The following is a 15,017-nucleotide window of genomic DNA, read 5'->3' as shown; positions in this document are numbered from 1 at the left end:
GTCGGAGGATGCGGTCAGATGAAGACCGGATTGGTGAGCACCGGCTTGAGGGAGACCACCTCTTCACCGACCGGGTCGAGGTTGCCTTCCTCCCGGATCAGCATGGCGCAGCGCACCGCGTCGATGATGTGGTCGTTGCCCTTGGAATAGATGATCTTGCCGTCCCGCAGGGTGTAGGTGTGGGTGGTGAACTGGTCTTCCACCTCTAGGTCGTCCGAGGGGAAAATGAGCTGCTTGCGTTGCAGCGCCCCGTTGATGAGGCTGGTCATCAGCTCCTTGGTCCGTTTCTTGATTTCCTTGCCGTCCCGCACCGCCAGCCGGGTCATGCCGCCGAAGTCGTATCCCTTGAGCCTGCCTTCCAGCTCCAGCCCTTTGTACTTGTCCAGGGTGAGCAGCTCCTGAACCACGGCCAGACCGTTGCCGCCATTATCCACGCCGATGCCCGCCGGGGTGTAGTAACGCTCCAGCAGCGCGATGATCTGGGCGATGTGCGGATAGGATACGTGTTCGAGATGGACGCGCAGGATCATCTTCAGCAGCGTCCGCTCGCCGATTTCCGTCTCCTGGAATACGACGATCTCGGTGGGGTCGTTGGTGTAGCCCAAGTCGCCGCCGACCCAGAACTGCCCGCTGCGGGGAGTGAGGTTGAGCAGCATCTCCAGCCGGTCGTGGGCCGCTTCCTCGGTGTCGCAATCGCGCAGCTCGGAATCGGTGATGACGATCTTCTGGTACTCCAGCAGATCCTGCCGACAGAGGTTGAACTGTTCGACATTGAAGGCCCCATAGGAGGGCTTGCCGTGTTCACCGGCCACCTCGTGCTGCCAGCCGGAGCTGTCGCGGCCGCCGTAGAACTCCAGCAGTTCGGCCTCGCGATCCTCGGTCCACAGGGGGTTGAGCCAGGACGGCCAGCGGAACACATGGAACTGGTCCGACGAGGTGAGCCGGTAATAGGTGGTGTCGCGCAGGCCGTTGGGCGTGGAGTAGATGCGTAGCGTCCCCCCGGCCTTGAGGCACTGGCGCAGCGCCTTCCAGGCCCGTTCGGTCAGCCAGGCTCCTTCATCGACCCAGACGCGGCCCACGTGCAGGGACCGGAAGGCGTCGCCATAAGCCCCGGCCGGGCGGAAATAGAGCACCGAACCGTTGGTGAACTCCAGCCGGAAGTAGGGTTTGCGGTGGATCTTGGGCTTGCCGTACTTGGTCAGGGCGATGCTGTTCATCAGATCCGGGTTGCTGTCGAGCTGGAACTCGATCTCCTCGATGATGGTGTCGAGGTGCCCCTGGTGCGGAGCCGCGATGAGGCCCTGGCCGCCCCGGGTGGTGAAGGCGTAATGGAGCGCGTCGGTCGAGAGCACGATGGACTTTCCCACGTCCCGGCCGTCGAGGTGGATGATGTTCTTGGCCGGGCAGCGCAGGTCCTCCACCTGGTGCGGCCAGTAGTCGCGGCCTGAGCCATCCCGGTTGTAGAGGTAGGCTTGCCCCCACAACACGGGATCGCTCAGGGTCGCCGCGAGTTTGCGCTCCTTGTCGGTTACCGCCATCAGTGCATTCCCGTCCTCAAGGCGCTGCCGAGGATGGTGCCCACCAGTTCCGTCAGGATCTGCTGCACGGCCAGGGTGTTCTTCCGGTCGTGGACAGCCTCCTGAATGTCGATGATGGCCTGGTCCAACTCCGCCCAGGCCCGGTACTGCTGCTGGGCCGCTTCCAGACGGCCGAGGGCGTTCTCGATCCGTCCCGCCGCCAGTTCGGTGCCGATTTCAACCAGGGCCTCACCGGCCTGGCGAACGGCATCGCTGTTTTCCTGAAGGATCTCTTTCATTGGCCTGCCTCCTGGTTCGCGCCGTTGGCCCACTGGTCAAGGGCGTCCACGGCGGTCTGCAGACGCAGACCGACTCCGGTCAGGCGCTCGGCGTCCGGGTGGCCGACCTCGCGCAGCGCCTTGTTGGCCTCGGTCACGTACTCGGGCGTGTGGCGGTTGACGGTGGCCACCGCCGACTGGATCTGGGCCGGAGGCCGGTAGGTGGCGCAGCCGGTCATGATCCCGGCCAGGGCCAGCGGGATGGTCCATTCGAGGGTCTTCTTCAACATGTTGATCTCCTTTGGGTTATGGGTTTGGGGCACATGCAGAAAGATCTCTGCAAACACTTGATTTCCAATGAAATAGAAGCGTCATTGGATGTGACGCGGGATGGTCCCGCATCCACGAAAACCGGAACCGGAGGCAGGCCATGACCTACGACAGAAACCGCCAGCAGGCACTCAAGGCGTACCGAGAAAAGCAGGAGAACATCGCCCGGCTGATAGAGGGCATTCGCGGCAAGCTCGAAGCGGACGCGAAGCAGCCGGACATCACCTGGGCAAGCGTCGGTTCCCTCGGCCACGTCGAGGAACTGCTGCGGGAGCTGGACGAGTTCCTGTCCTGAACACACCGGGCCACCGACAAAGGAGACATCGACATGACCGAATGCACCGTGCATCAAGCCGCCGAGGCTTTCATCGGCTACCTGCGGGAATCCGGAAAGAAAGAGCGGACCCTCTACACCTACCGGAAGGATCTCGACGTGGTTGAGTCCTTCTTCGGCGCGGATCGCCAGCTCGCCGAGATCCGGCTCCCCCAGGTCGGCAAGTTCTACAAGTCGGACCTGCTGCTCAAACTCCCCGACGGCAAGGAGCGGGCTGAACGCACCGTCGCCAAGACCGTCCGGGTGTTCCGCATGATGATGGTCTGGGCCAGGGAGTCGGGGCGCATCGAGGAGCTGCCGCTGCCCAAGAGCACACCCATGGGCCACAGCCGGGTGAAGGAGTCCAGCGATGAGCAACCGAACGGCTGACCTCGACCTGACGGGCGCGACAGAGGCGTTCTGTGCCCGCCTGTCCGCCGAAGGACGCGCCACTGCGACCATAGCCGCATACCGCCGGGACCTCGCCCTGGTGGCCCGCGTTGCCGGGGAGCTGGCCCCGGGTATCGTCTGTCGGGCGGTCACGGCAGGATTCCTCGACCAGGTGTTCTCCGCTGGGGCGGTCACCGAGAGTGAGCGCGGCCCACGCTCGGCGGCCTCGCTCCATCGGATGAAGGCGGCGGTGCGGGCTTTTTTCGCCTGGGCCGTCGAAGTGGGCGTGGTCGATGACAATCCGGCCCGGTCCATCCGCATGCAGCGACTGCCGAGAAAGCTGCCGGTTTTCCTGACCACCGCCGAAAAGAAACGACTGCTCAAGGAACTCAAGGGAAGGACCGACTTCTCCGCGCTGCGCGACCGCGCCATGATCGAGGTGCTGCTGGGCACCGGGATCAGGCTTGGCGAGCTGGCCGCGCTCGACATGGATGACATCGACCTCGACGCCAAGCATCTGCGGGTGCGGGCCAAGGGGAATGTGCCGCAGGTCAAGTTCATCAAGACCGACCTCCGCACATTGCTGCGCCGTTACCTGGCCGAGCGACGTCGACACGGCCGCCCGGAAATGGAAGCCCTGTTCCTGTCGAACCGGGACGGCAGACTCTGCCAGCGGCAGATTGCCAACCGGCTCGCCCACTGGCTGCGGAAGGCCGGGATCGAGAAGGAACTGACGCCGCACGGGCTGCGGCATACCTTCGCCACCCACCTCTACGGCGCGACCAACGACCTGCTCGTGGTGCAGCGGGCCTTGGGGCACCGGGACGTGTCCACCACCCAGATCTACACCCACCTCGTGGACGGTCAGCTCGAGGAAGCCCTCGAACGCCTTTGATCCTTCCGGACCCGACGATGGGAGCGGCCTCGGCTGCTCCTGTTTTCGTTGGGCGAGACAGTGTCGAAGACAGTGAATGACAGTGCCCGCAAAAGAACACATCCGCCGATGATGAATGATCATGACGATGGTTCTCAGCCTCTCGGGTGGAGCGGGAAATATCGATTGACCGGAATTTCTCCTTTTCTGTCTGTCGGCCGCACATGGCTATAACTGCTTGGCTTGTGCGCTCTCGGCGCGGAACACACATGGCAATATCTGCTTGGCATGTGCGAGGGCCGCTGCCGAAGGAATGGCTGTGTGCGGGGCTTGGCCGGTTCTGCCTGGAGCACGATATGCCCATATTTACTTGGGTTGTGTGAGAGAGCCCCGGCGTGAACATGCCAATATCTACTTGGCTTATGCGGCTCGGCTTATGCGCACACATGCCAAGCGGATATCGAGAGTCGCAGGAAAAAATCAAGGAGTGAAAATGATGATCGGCAGCCGGAGATTGCCGATTCCGAAAGTGCAAGGAACACGTCTTATCCGCAATTCCTGGTGAAGCTGTCTGCTGCAAGTCGCCGTGTGCCGGGGTCATCGGAAAAGCCCTCCATGGTGTTATCCGCAATTCTTTCCGCGTTTCTTGCGGCCGGAGGGTTTCGTGCCCGGGACGTTGGCGGCCTCGGCCACCTTCTCAAGCAGCGCCGCCGCCCATTCCGCCGGAGAGGTCTGCGGGCCTTTCGGCTCCTCACCCTCGCGGGCGATCTTGGTGGTCTTGAGATCCTTCATGTGGCAGCGGATCATCCGGTCGAGTTTTTCGGCGGCGTCCGTGTTTCCCTCGATCTGGGCGCGGACCAGCTTCACCGAGTAGACGCCCACCAGCTCCACCTGCAGGAAGTCGCTGGACTTGTTGAACTCGAAGTCCTGGTTCAGGCGGTCGATGATCGCGTCGAACATGACCTTCTCTTCCGGCGTCAGACATCGGTCGGCGAAGATGCCGTGACGCAGCCGGTTCTGGTTGCCCTCGGGCGCACCAGGCCCGCGCCGGGGCGGTTCGGTCTTGCCCTCGTTGCGGTGCCAGCGGTCCAGCGTCTCTTTGTCCGGTTTGTTCAGTGCCACGTGGAAATCCTGCCGAATATTGTTTTCCCAAGCCGGGATGCGGGGCGGGAGGCCGATTTAGCCTCCAAACGCGCTCCCGCCGGTTCAGGGGTTACTTACCGGAAGCGGCGGCCAACTGTCGGTCCCGGTCCTGTTTTGTTCGCCCCATCCCTGGGGCTCACCCCTCCGGGGCTGGCGCGAAAAACTGCTCCTGGCAGTTTTTTCGTTCGGCGGCGATGATCTGGTTGACCCGGCGGGTGGTCACTCCAGCGAGGTTGGAGATCTCCTGGCTGCTGATCCCCTGCAGATGAAGGGCAAGCACCAGGTCGCGGCGCTCCTGGTAAAAGCGGCTCGGTGCCGGGACCCAGAGAATCCCGGTGTAGTGCTTCTGGATCTGCTCGAAGAGTTCCTCGGGCAGGACATCCTTGGCGTTGGCGTAGCGTTTCTTTTTCTTCACGGCTCAATCCTCCACTTTCTTCATCCACGGCTGCGGCACGTCCGGGTTGTAGAACCGCAGCGTGCTAGGACGCCCGGACTTCGGCCCGTGGATAATTTCGATAGAACGCTCGGTGACCTCGCCAATCTCCTGATCGCCATCGACGAAGCAGACCAGGCCGTAGTCCTCGCCGCAGGGAAACCGGAAGCGGCCCTGGTTCCGATAGAGGCGTGCCTCGGACCAGCCCTTGGCCATGGCCTCCTCACGGATGGCGTCGACCTTGGCGACAGCCTGGGAAGTCACCGGCTGCTTACATTTCCAAGCTTGGTTCCCGGGATAAATCCAGTCCTTTCTGGGAACTTCGACGGGTTTCTCCTGGGGCTCGGGACGAAGCGCGGGTGGTTGATAGTTCTTTGGAGAAAAGGACTGCAGGACCTCTTGAAGGCTTTCCTTGCCGAACTCCCGGATGGCCAGCTCCTGCAGGGCGTTGAACCTCTGCCGCAGCGTGTTCCAGGCATCCTCGGGGAGCTTTCCGGCCTTGTGCGCGGCTTGGGCGGTGACCATGCGGGAACGTAGCCAAGCAAAGTATTCAGGCGACAGACGGCGACACAGCGTTCCGTTGACCTCCCTGTCTTCAGGCCAGTCACTGGCGTCCTCGATCTCGTGGACGTCGAGCCCGGTGGAGACATAGATGGCGGGCTGCGGTGGTTGCGGTGGTAATAATGGGACTTCACATCCGGCCGAGGCGTCCTGTCCTCCAGCGGTGTGCTTGATCATGGTTTTCAGAAGGCTCATGGCTTCGGGCTCCAGAAATACGGGTTAATCGCTTTTCCCGTTACTTACCGGAGCAGCCCTGAAACCGTCGGTGACCAATAGCTGCGGTGGATATGTGCGGTGGCTGCGGTGGTCGTGCGGTGGAGGGTTTTCTCGTCCCACCGCAGGGGGTGGTGCGTTGTTTGTTTATTGTTTTTCGATAGTTATGAAGAAAGAGAAGATAGAGTGCGGTGGTTGCGGTGGTATTTTGGGAATGTCTCTCACGCTGGGCCGGAATTTCCCTGGCGTGGGATGCCAGGCTGGAAGGTAGAAAAAATATTTCAGCCCATAGGGGGTGAGACCTCTGGATTTACCACCGCATCCACCGCAAAGGCCATGAAAGCCTTGTCTGGTAAGGGTTTGGCGTGCGGTGGTCATCCACCGCAAGGGACAGCGGTGTTCACCGCACCACCGCAAAAGAAAAGGACGCCCGAGAGCGTCCTGGATGATTGGGAGGGCGAACCGATTGGGGTTCAGACCTGGAGAATGTTTTCGACCAGCTTGTAAACCGTGGTGCCGCCAAGGGCGCGTGGCCAGTCAGCGCAGGGAGGATTGTCGCGCAGCCTGGCGCGGTGGATGGCTTCATCGATCCGGTCGCGGGTGATCTTGCGTGCGTCGATCCCCTTGTCGTAACCGGGAAGGTGCCGCTTCAGCCGGTCGCTGCAATCCCGTGACGATGCGATGCCGGTGCCATCCTCGAAGTGGAGCAGCAGCCAGTATTCGAACTTGGGATTGCTGAGGGCGAAGCCGTAATTGTCGCGTGCCTGAGCCCAGTCACGAAGCTGGTCCAACTGTTCGTCGGTCCACTGATCCTTGTCCACCACGAGCCAGGCCTCGTCGGACGATCTCAGCTCCTCCTGCCGGAGATGATCTTCCATCCGCTTCAGTACCTGCGGAGGAGAGCTATCGTGGCTGCCTTTGAGGCAGTTCACCCGGATTACCGATTGCTGGTCATTGAAGATGGCGAAATACTGCGGCTCGGTCTTCACGCCTTCCACCGCGATCACGAACAGTTTGCGGTAGCGACGCTCGCCAATGGGTCTCTGGAATTTGCGTCTCTTCGGGGGCATCAGTCATCCCCCTCATTTTCCTCGGTGAGGCAGGGATTGGTCAAAGCGCCTCCCAAGAGAATCCGGGGAATCCCACCCAGTCGCCCCTGCAGGTAGCTTTTGCGGATATCCTTGTCATACCGGACATCCTTGTACTCGCTGAAGGAGAGCAGGTTCGAGGCTCCGGTGGCGTCTCTTTCGGCGACCCACATCTCGTCACGGCGCAGGAGTTGCTGATCCATGAGCAGCACGTCATGGGTGGTCAGCAGCAATTGCGTTCTGGTTTCCGTGGAGCAGTTGGCCAGGTACGCCTCGAGCAATCTGCGTGTCAGCAGCGTGTGCAGGCTGCGGTCGACCTCGTCGATCACGTAGACCTTCTTCGAGACCTGGGCCGAGAGCTCAAGAAACGCGGGCAGCAGATCGATCACCCGCTGCGAGCCGTCGGACTCCTGACGGATCTCGAACTTGGCTTCAGTGCCGTCCGCCTTTGGATGATAGGTCACCAGCTTCTTGGCGATCAGCTCGCCACCTTTGCGGGTCACCACGAACCGTTCGTTGATCGGCTCGGTCAGCAGACGAACGGTCATGCCTTCCTTCACGTCTTCCTGCAGCTTGGTCTTCAGCGGCTCGGGCAGCGGAATGTTTTCGAAGGGGATCTCCTCGCCACCCAGGTGCGCGATGCCGGTGTCGAGCTGCGGCAGCATCTCGTTCATGGTGGAGTAGAGCGGATGCCCCTCGTCGAGGAATTGCTCGAAAGGTTCGAAGCGGGAATCGGGCGCGACCAGCTCGAGCGTGTCCTTGAACCAGTCGTAGACCGGCCGGAAATTGTCGACCTTCTGGGAGACCGAGTTGGTCAGGAAGAGTTGGTTGTCCCGGGTCCCTTTGAAAGCGAACTGGAGGAACTGGTCCTTGGCCAGGGAATCATCGAAGTTGGGCTTTCCTTCCCGACGGTGGTAGAGCACCTTTTCACTGGTGCTTGTAATGGCCACCAGCTTCTCTTCCAAAATCGCCTTGCGAGTCACCGCGAAGCTGAACTCGTAAATGATCTCATCGATCAGCAGCTCGAAGCCAAACCGTGACGGCTGATCGGCCACCTTGGCGTCCAGCCGGAACGGCTCGACAGGAATCAGGCTGTCGGGCTGGGTACCCTTGACGACCAGCGCCTTGGCGAAACTCAGGGCCTTGAAAAAGTTGGTCTTGCCCGACGCGTTGCCGCCGTAAATTGCCGCAACCGGAAGAACTCTCGTCTGGTACTTGCCGAGCTTGGGAACCCTGTCTCCATGCTGGCGCTCCCTGCTGGCGACCATCGAAAATGTGACCTGGTTGCGGAAGGACATCCAGTTTTCGAGTGAGAAACTGACTATCATCTTACCGCCTCCTAAAGTGAAATATTCGCTTTATCATGCCTTTAATATAGGCATTGGCGGCCTGAAAGTCAATCTAAAAGAGAAAATGTCTCGTTAAACACCTCTGCAACCGATGCGGTACTCGAAGTTCTTGGTGTGGGCGTTGCGCTGCCGGTCGATGTCGAACCCGGCGTCCCGGATGACGTCCAGGTCGTTGCTGATGCGCCGACCGAGCTGGGCGGGTTTTTTGTATTCGAACTCGAGGTTGAATTCCCGGCCGACCCTACGCAGCGCCGCGAGCAGCCGTCCCGCCGATACCGGTTCCATGGTGTTCTCGTTCTCGAACCTCACCTGGTAGCGTTCGATGAACCCGACGACGTGGTTTGCCCGGTCGTCCTCGCCGTAGCGGGCCTTCTCGTCCAGCTCCACCGCGTTCCGATAAGCGTGAAATAGTGACGCCAGCGCCGTTGCGATGGGGTTCGACTCCCGCGCCATCTCCTGGCTGGTGTCGTTGATGGAATGGATCTGCTCGATGAACAGTGGGCTCAGCTCCTCGAGTCCGGTGGTCACCTCGTGTTCCTCGGACCCGGCCAGCATCATCAGGTACATCAGGCTCAGATAGTCGTTGCACCGGCGTTTGCCATGGGTCGGCATGGTTCGGTGCAGCAGGCGCATGACCTGCTTCTGGGCTCCGTCCCGGATCATCGCCAGCACATGGCTGGTCCGCTTCATGATGGCCGAGATGATCAGATCCCGGTTCTGCTGGATGGCGGAGATGACCTCCGATTCCAGAAAACAGTCGCTGGCCTGGTTGGCGAGGTCGAAGTTGATGACGAAGGACCTCGACAGGATCTCCGAAAGCTCCCCGCACAGCGGCTCGATGCCGGTGGTGTTCAGCAGGCATTTGGTCCGCTCCGTGATGGTCTCGCTGTCGGTGCCGCTCTTGCGTTTCTCCTTGGCGATGCCGGTGATGCTGGTCAGCATGAAGGTGGTCAGGTCCTCGGTCATCTGCTTGACCTCGATGTTGTCGAGGACGATGAGCGGGTTCTGCGAGCCATCGGTGTAGTTCGCCGCGTCGGTGGCCTTCTTGTGCTGGGGCTCGCCGTAAAGCAGCGTCGACGTGATCTTGCTGGCGGTAGTCTTGCCCGATCCGGCCGAGCCCTCGAAGCGGGTCATGGGCCGCGTCCCGGCGAAATCGATCAGCAGGAAGCAGGAGAGCCAGGAAAGGATGAGAAAGCGATCCCCCTGCGGACAGGTCATGTTGCCCACCAGCAGATCGACCAGGAGCCGGTCCGCCTCTTCGAGGTCGGCGTCGGGCAGGAATTTCAGCGGCTTCATCTTCCGCGAGCCGTCCAGGATGATGCCATCCTCGTTGCCGCCGTTTTTCATGATCTGAATCTCGTCCGGGGTGATCTTGGCGATCTCGTGCTCCGGATTGTTCAGATTGAAATAGACGGTGTAGGAGGCCACATCGGTGTGCAGCCAGGAGAAATGGTCGCGCACCTGGCCACGGATCATGGCCAGACTGGGCAGCACCTCGAAAAATGTCCGTCCGCCGCCCGTGGTCGGCACCATGCCCGTGTGCTTGTAGAGCATGGCCGCGTAGTGGCGCTTGCGGCCCCGGTCCGGCGAATCCATCCAATAGATGGCGTTATCGAAATACATGAACGGCTCGCCCTGCAGGGTGTGAAAGAACTGGGCACCGTTGGCGTTGAACCAGTCGTAGGCGGCCTCGGCGGCCAGGGTGTAATCAGGAGCTCCGTTCTCCAGCTCCGTGTCGATCAGCACCTCGTCGACCCGGGCGCGGCATGATCCGGGCATCGCGCCGGACATCCGCTTGGCCTTCTTCTTTTCGTTGCGGAACTCTACCTTGCGGTCCTTCTGGATGGCGCGGATCTGTTCCTTCAGGGTGGCCATGGAAACACCACCGCCGATGCGCTCCTGCACCAGCTTCAGCAGACGGGCCTGTTCCAGCGGCGACTGCTCGGAAATCTCTCCAAGGATCGGTTCGAGCAGGCGGTTGCGTTCCTCCTCTTCAGCGCCCTCGGGTAGCGAGCGCACGCCGAACTCGATGGGCGTGCTGGCTTCGGCGAGCAGACGTTCGAAATCCTCCCGGGTATGCCCGGCGGCAATGTAATCGTTGACGTCGATCTTGGCGGTGGCGAGAAGCGCCTCGGCCGCCTGAATCTCTTCGGCGGGCCGTCCCGCCAGCAGCTTGGCCAGCTCCTTCGGCCCCACGCTCGCCGTCAGGCCGAAGCGTTCGGTCAGCTCCTGCCGGGCCGAGATTTGTGTCTCCGACAGAGGCAGCGTTACCAGACGGGTGTCGATCTTGTGTTCGGCCAGGGTGCGGGCGGTTTGCAGCGCCCCCTTGAGACCGGCCTGGGAAAGTTCGTTGTCCTGGCAGATGTAGACGGTTTCGACGCCGCGCAGCTTGGGGATCAGGCGCTCCCAATCGGCGGCCCGGATGCGGACGGTGACCGGCGACACGGTGGGCAGTCCCAGTTGCATCAGCGCCAGGCAATCGGTCACCCCCTCGGTGATGATGACCTTGCCGGGCCTTGCCAGCAGACAGTCCTCGTTGAACAGCAGCGCGTTGTTGATGAAGTCGGCGACGTAGGGCCGCTGGTGCTCGTCGTGAACCGGCAGCTTCTTGTATTTCCCTTGCTCCCAGCCCACGTCCGGGGTCCACGGCGTCTTGCGGCCGATCATGAACACCACCCGGCCACGGCTCCAGTAAGGAAAGACGATGCGGCGCTCGAAAAATGGCGTCAGCCCGTCCTGGCTGGTGGGCCTGAAAGCGCCGGTGGCGGCGAGCTCTCGCTTGGAGAAGCCGTCTTCACCTCCGGTCAGTTGGGCGACCGCGCCGGACGCGTTGTCCGCATAGCCGATCAGGAGATCGTCGATGGTTTTCTCGCTCAGGGCATATTTTGATTTCAGCCAGTCGAGGACCTCCGGCGACTCCTTGAGTCTGGCGTGGTAAAGCCTGGCCAGCGCCGTCAGCGCGTCCTTGACCCGCAGCTCGAAGGCGCGGTCCGCCTCCGTCTGAGCCAGACGCTCCTGGCTCAGGCCATAGCGCGACAGTGGCGGCAAGCCCGCCTTTTTGGCGAGATAGTCCCGGGCCTGGCGGTGGCTGTCCGGCATCGGACCCGATTGCCCGGCGGTGACCGAGCCCGTCTGAATGAACTCCACGAGCTGCAGCACATCGCCGCCAACCCCGCAGCCGAAGCAGTACCAGCCCTGCTTGTCGAGCATCACGTGCAGCGACAGGCGCGACTGGCTCTGATGGTTGGGGCAGTCGCACATCAAGCGCTGGCCGGTCTCCTGGGTGATCCGTCCCGGCAGGAGTTCCCGGGCCACGTCACCGATGTCCATCTCGGTGACGAGCCGGTAATACTCCCTGACGTTATCCGTTCCGCCCATGCTCATTCGGCCTCCGCGATACGGGCGAAATCGGCTTCCTCGTGCTGGGCGGCGTCCAGAAACAGGGGCAGAAAGGTCCGGCGGTCATCCACCTGGCATCGCTTGGCGCAGTTCTGGATGCCCCAGTGATCACCCAGAACAATGGCGGTGCGCCGGGCGCGGGTCACCCCGGTGTAGAGCAGATTGCGGTGGTGCATGAAGGAATGCGCCTTGTGAACCACCACCACAGCGCAGGGGAACTCGGAACCCTGAGTTTTGTGGATGGTGAGCGCATAGGCGAGCTGTAGATCCTGCAGGTCGGGCGACCCTTTCTCCAGTTCCACCGGCATGCCGTCGAAGTCGATGACCAGAGTGCCGTTCGCGAGAACATCGACCACATAGCCGATGGCACCGTTCATCACGTTCAGGTCGTAATTGTTCCGGGTCTGGATGACCTTGTCGTGCTTGAGAAACGGGGCGCGGCGGCCCAAGGCGACCGGCGGCACCTCGGTGTTCCAGAGCTTGCGCTGGATGAGCCGCTGCAGTTCCTCATTCAATTCCTTGGTGCCGAGTGGCCCCTTGTGGGTCGGCGTCAGCACCTGCACGTCCTTGATGATGTCGAAACCCAGGGCATCGAGCCGCTCCTGAAACAACTCCAGCAGGAACGAGCGTGCCGCCATCGGGTCGGTGAACTGATCCACCAGATACCAATCCCGGCATCCGGCCACCGACGCCTCGCTGGTCTTGCGCACCTCGCCCTTGAGAACGGCGGTGCAGTTCTCCTTGAGGACGCCAGCCTGACGCACGACCTTGTCGAGGATGACCGTGGGGATGGCGCGTGTCTGGATCAGATCGCGCAGGATGTTCCCTGGTCCCACCGGCGGAAGCTGGTTGTGGTCCCCGACCAGCAGCACCGTGGTCCGCGACAGATCGACCGCCTCGAACAGGTGCCAGGCCAACGGCACATCGACCATCGAAAACTCGTCGACCACCAGGACATCGGCATCGATGGGGTTCTCCATGCTGCGCGAGAAACCCTTGCCGTCATAGCCGAGCAGACGGTGGATGGTGGTGCCGCTGCGACCGCTGACTTCCTCCAGGCGCTTGGCCGCCTTGCCGGTCGGCGCGGCGAGCACGACCTCCAGATCGCTCTCCTCGCAGATGGTGTTGATGACCGAAATGGTGTAACTCTTGCCCGAACCGGCTCCACCCGAGATCAGGCTGATGCTGTGCTGGAGGGCCGAGCGCACCGCTTCGAGCTGCTTCTCGTTCAGCGTTGATGCGCAGCGCCGAATCAGGGCATCGAGTTTCTTGACGGACTGGAAATGCGGGTTGGGTGTTTCGGCCTGTCCGAACAACGAGGCCAGCTCCTGCTCCATGCGGACGATCTCCGGCAGAGCGACCACGAAACGTTCGCCGTGGGAATCGCAGGCAAGCGCCTGTTCTTCGATGAGCGCGTCGAGGGCGCTTTCGATACGGACCCGGCTGTCCAGGGCATCCATGACCAGCAGCAGATTGGCCTGGTCCACCAGATCCTCGTATTCGATCCAGCAGTGGCCATTGTCCAGGGCTTCTCGGACGCAGAAATTCAACCCGGCCCGGATACGAGGGGTATGGTCCTTGGGGGTGCCCAGCTTGCGGGCAATCTTGTCGACCTTCTTGAAGCCGAATCCCCGGATCTCCCGAATGAGGATGTACGGGTCTTCCTTCAGGATATCGAGGCAGTTGCCGCCGAGTCTTTCGACCAGAGTGGTGACCTGATGATGGGTCAGGCCGAATGCCGACAACCAGGCCATGACGGCGTTGACGCTGCGGTTCTTCAACCATTCGTCACGCAGCCGCCGGGCAGCATCCAAGGGCAGCCGAGCTTTGAGCGCGATGCGCTCGGGGTCGTTCAGAAGGGTTTCTTCAAAGGCGTCGCCGAAACTCTCGACGATCAATCTGGCCTTGCCCGGACCAATGCCCTTGATCTCCGGATGGTTGGCCAGATAGTGGATCAGCCCCTCCGGATCGAGTTCGAGGTCGTGCTCCATCCCGTCGACCTTGAACTGACGGCCGTATTTGGGATGGGTGGCCCACGACCCGAGCAGGACCACAGGCTGATTTTCCCGGGCGAACAAATTGCCCGCGAACTGGACCTCCTCACCGGTCGGGGTGAGCAGTCGGCCTGCGGAAAACTTGGGTCCGGCATAGTAAACGCGCTCTATTCTTCCCCGGAGTCGCGCCGGGTTACTCTCATTTCTTTTTGACATCTCGCGATCCTCCGGTGAAAACGTGTCAGGTACTCCTCGACAAAACGGCAGGCGGCCTGCCGGTCCGAGCAGAAGTAGACGGGGACACCGAAGTCGACGACGATGGAGGCGACCGTTCCGATCAGCGCGTGCGGGTGGGCATCGCTGCGGTAGCGGCCATCGACCAGATCGCGAAAGTTGCACTCGACAACCACGCAGGCGGATTCGTAGGCAGAGAGCTTTTCCAGCTCGCGGTGGAACCGCTTTCGCCCCCGGATGACGGTGGAGACGAAATCCGTCAGGGATTTACGCTCCACCGCCACCCGTTCCTCGAGGCCGACCAGTGAGTAATCACCGGCGGGCAGCGCTTTGCGAACTGCCGAAACCTTGTCTGTATCGAAGCTGTAGGGCTCCTGTTCGCGGGTGTCGACGACAACGGTGATCCGGTCCATCATCAGAACGGGATCATGTCGTCCATCGCCGCGCCGGGAGCCCCGGCATCGTCGGCCATGACAATGCGACGGTTGAAGTAGATGTTCTCGTTTTCACCGCGAGTGCGTTTGGTCACCTCCAGCTTGATGTTGAGAAGCTGCTCGAGGTGGCCCGGCAGGTCGGAGAGCTTCTGAAGCTGCAGCCCGCAGGTGTAGAGGTCCTGCTTGAGCCATTTGATGTTCTCGTTACTGGCCATGACGTTGTTGCGCCAGAGCAGACGGCCCTTGTGGGTCGGCGCAAGAATGCGCAGGGTCCACTTGAGCATGGGATTGCCCGAAGTCTGGGCGCGGGTCAGTTCGACCCGGTCGACGTTGACCTGGTACTTGCCGTCGGGGACGGCCTCGAACTCACGCTCCTCGACTTCGGCTGTTTCGAAGGCGTCATCAAACTGCGCCAGGTCGAGGTTGCTGTTGGATTGGTTTTCGTAGTGTTCCATGGTCGGATCTCC

Annotated in this window: 15 protein-coding genes; 3 read left to right on the top strand and 12 right to left on the bottom strand. The window is 61.7% G+C overall.

Annotated features, from left to right (window positions below; translation table 11 throughout):
* Window positions 1-14: 14 nt before the first annotated feature.
* The 3 genes from SFUM_RS19650 to SFUM_RS19640 are packed head-to-tail and all read right to left on the bottom strand — an operon-like array spanning window position 15 to window position 2,085.
* A complete protein-coding gene (locus tag SFUM_RS19650) occupies window positions 15-1,538 on the bottom strand; it encodes a terminase large subunit domain-containing protein (protein ID WP_011700589.1) in 1,524 nt (507 codons plus the stop codon).
* Window positions 1,538-1,816 carry a hypothetical protein gene (locus SFUM_RS19645; protein WP_011366961.1) on the bottom strand — a complete coding sequence of 93 codons (279 nt, stop codon included), beginning with the start codon at window positions 1,814-1,816 and terminating at the stop codon, window positions 1,538-1,540. Before SFUM_RS19645 ends, SFUM_RS19650 begins: the two co-directional genes overlap by 1 nt.
* On the bottom strand, window positions 1,813-2,085 hold the full coding sequence (locus SFUM_RS19640) for a hypothetical protein (protein WP_011367832.1): 273 nt from the start codon (window positions 2,083-2,085) through the stop codon (window positions 1,813-1,815). Before SFUM_RS19640 ends, SFUM_RS19645 begins: the two co-directional genes overlap by 4 nt.
* A gap of 140 nt (window positions 2,086-2,225) precedes the next feature.
* Here SFUM_RS19640 and SFUM_RS19635 point away from each other — a divergent pair, with 140 nt between their 5' ends.
* Genes SFUM_RS19635 through SFUM_RS19625 form a run of 3 tightly spaced genes read left to right on the top strand, consistent with a single transcriptional unit; the run spans window position 2,226 to window position 3,723 of the window.
* A complete protein-coding gene (locus SFUM_RS19635; protein ID WP_011366959.1) occupies window positions 2,226-2,420 on the top strand; it encodes a hypothetical protein in 195 nt (64 codons plus the stop codon).
* A 33-nt stretch (window positions 2,421-2,453) separates the two neighbouring features.
* Entirely contained in the window at window positions 2,454-2,828 is a 375-nt protein-coding gene (locus tag SFUM_RS19630; RefSeq protein WP_011700588.1) for a hypothetical protein, read from the top strand.
* On the top strand, window positions 2,809-3,723 hold the full coding sequence (locus SFUM_RS19625) for a tyrosine-type recombinase/integrase (RefSeq protein ID WP_011700587.1): 915 nt from the start codon (window positions 2,809-2,811) through the stop codon (window positions 3,721-3,723). Before SFUM_RS19630 ends, SFUM_RS19625 begins: the two co-directional genes overlap by 20 nt.
* A 600-nt stretch (window positions 3,724-4,323) precedes the next feature.
* Here SFUM_RS19625 and SFUM_RS19620 read toward each other — a convergent pair.
* The 9 genes from SFUM_RS19620 to SFUM_RS19580 all read right to left on the bottom strand — a co-directional run bounded on the left by SFUM_RS19620 (window position 4,324) and on the right by SFUM_RS19580 (window position 15,005).
* Window positions 4,324-4,824, bottom strand: coding sequence for a hypothetical protein (locus SFUM_RS19620; protein WP_011700586.1), 501 nt, complete (start codon window positions 4,822-4,824; stop codon window positions 4,324-4,326).
* Window positions 4,825-4,981: 157 nt separating this feature from the next.
* Window positions 4,982-5,260 (bottom strand): hypothetical protein, encoded by a 279-nt coding sequence (locus SFUM_RS19615; protein WP_011700585.1) that lies wholly within the window; start codon window positions 5,258-5,260, stop codon window positions 4,982-4,984.
* A 3-nt stretch (window positions 5,261-5,263) separates the two neighbouring features.
* A complete protein-coding gene (locus SFUM_RS19610) occupies window positions 5,264-6,034 on the bottom strand; it encodes a hypothetical protein (protein WP_011700584.1) in 771 nt (256 codons plus the stop codon).
* A gap of 491 nt (window positions 6,035-6,525) precedes the next feature.
* Window positions 6,526-7,122, bottom strand: a complete 597-nt coding sequence (locus tag SFUM_RS19605) for an RloB family protein (protein ID WP_011700583.1) — start codon at window positions 7,120-7,122, stop codon at window positions 6,526-6,528.
* On the bottom strand, window positions 7,122-8,468 hold the full coding sequence (locus SFUM_RS19600) for an AAA family ATPase (protein ID WP_011700582.1): 1,347 nt from the start codon (window positions 8,466-8,468) through the stop codon (window positions 7,122-7,124). Before SFUM_RS19600 ends, SFUM_RS19605 begins: the two co-directional genes overlap by 1 nt.
* 93 nt (window positions 8,469-8,561) lie before the next feature.
* Window positions 8,562-11,873, bottom strand: coding sequence for a CHC2 zinc finger domain-containing protein (locus SFUM_RS19595; RefSeq protein ID WP_011700581.1), 3,312 nt, complete (start codon window positions 11,871-11,873; stop codon window positions 8,562-8,564).
* Entirely contained in the window at window positions 11,870-14,098 is a 2,229-nt protein-coding gene (gene recD2, locus SFUM_RS19590) for an SF1B family DNA helicase RecD2 (protein ID WP_041441088.1), read from the bottom strand. Before recD2 ends, SFUM_RS19595 begins: the two co-directional genes overlap by 4 nt.
* Window positions 14,050-14,532, bottom strand: a complete 483-nt coding sequence (locus SFUM_RS19585) for an ERCC4 domain-containing protein (RefSeq protein ID WP_011367843.1) — start codon at window positions 14,530-14,532, stop codon at window positions 14,050-14,052. Before SFUM_RS19585 ends, recD2 begins: the two co-directional genes overlap by 49 nt.
* On the bottom strand, window positions 14,532-15,005 hold the full coding sequence (locus SFUM_RS19580; protein ID WP_011367844.1) for a DUF669 domain-containing protein: 474 nt from the start codon (window positions 15,003-15,005) through the stop codon (window positions 14,532-14,534). Before SFUM_RS19580 ends, SFUM_RS19585 begins: the two co-directional genes overlap by 1 nt.
* Between the last annotated feature and the right edge of the window lie 12 nt (window positions 15,006-15,017).

The organism is Syntrophobacter fumaroxidans MPOB, from assembly GCF_000014965.1.
GTDB lineage: Bacteria > Desulfobacterota > Syntrophobacteria > Syntrophobacterales > Syntrophobacteraceae > Syntrophobacter > Syntrophobacter fumaroxidans.
The sequence above is the reverse complement of the archived record's forward strand: the minus strand, read 5'-3'. Positions and strand labels throughout refer to the sequence as shown.

Excerpts from the sequence above, each read along its gene's own strand:
- SFUM_RS19650 (WP_011700589.1), bottom strand. The coding sequence starts at position 1,538 with ATGGCGGTAACCGACAAGGAGCGCAAACTCGCGGCGACCCTGAGCGAT.
- SFUM_RS19600 (WP_011700582.1), bottom strand. The coding sequence starts at position 8,468 with ATGATAGTCAGTTTCTCACTCGAAAACTGGATGTCCTTCCGCAACCAG.
- SFUM_RS19625 (WP_011700587.1), top strand. The coding sequence starts at position 2,809 with ATGAGCAACCGAACGGCTGACCTCGACCTGACGGGCGCGACAGAGGCG.
- SFUM_RS19635 (WP_011366959.1), top strand. The coding sequence starts at position 2,226 with ATGACCTACGACAGAAACCGCCAGCAGGCACTCAAGGCGTACCGAGAA.
- SFUM_RS19645 (WP_011366961.1), bottom strand. The coding sequence starts at position 1,816 with ATGAAAGAGATCCTTCAGGAAAACAGCGATGCCGTTCGCCAGGCCGGT.
- SFUM_RS19640 (WP_011367832.1), bottom strand. The coding sequence starts at position 2,085 with ATGTTGAAGAAGACCCTCGAATGGACCATCCCGCTGGCCCTGGCCGGG.
- SFUM_RS19630 (WP_011700588.1), top strand. The coding sequence starts at position 2,454 with ATGACCGAATGCACCGTGCATCAAGCCGCCGAGGCTTTCATCGGCTAC.
- SFUM_RS19605 (WP_011700583.1), bottom strand. The coding sequence starts at position 7,122 with ATGCCCCCGAAGAGACGCAAATTCCAGAGACCCATTGGCGAGCGTCGC.
- recD2 (WP_041441088.1), bottom strand. The coding sequence starts at position 14,098 with ATGTCAAAAAGAAATGAGAGTAACCCGGCGCGACTCCGGGGAAGAATA.
- SFUM_RS19595 (WP_011700581.1), bottom strand. The coding sequence starts at position 11,873 with ATGAGCATGGGCGGAACGGATAACGTCAGGGAGTATTACCGGCTCGTC.
- SFUM_RS19610 (WP_011700584.1), bottom strand. The coding sequence starts at position 6,034 with ATGAGCCTTCTGAAAACCATGATCAAGCACACCGCTGGAGGACAGGAC.
- SFUM_RS19585 (WP_011367843.1), bottom strand. The coding sequence starts at position 14,532 with ATGATGGACCGGATCACCGTTGTCGTCGACACCCGCGAACAGGAGCCC.
- SFUM_RS19580 (WP_011367844.1), bottom strand. The coding sequence starts at position 15,005 with ATGGAACACTACGAAAACCAATCCAACAGCAACCTCGACCTGGCGCAG.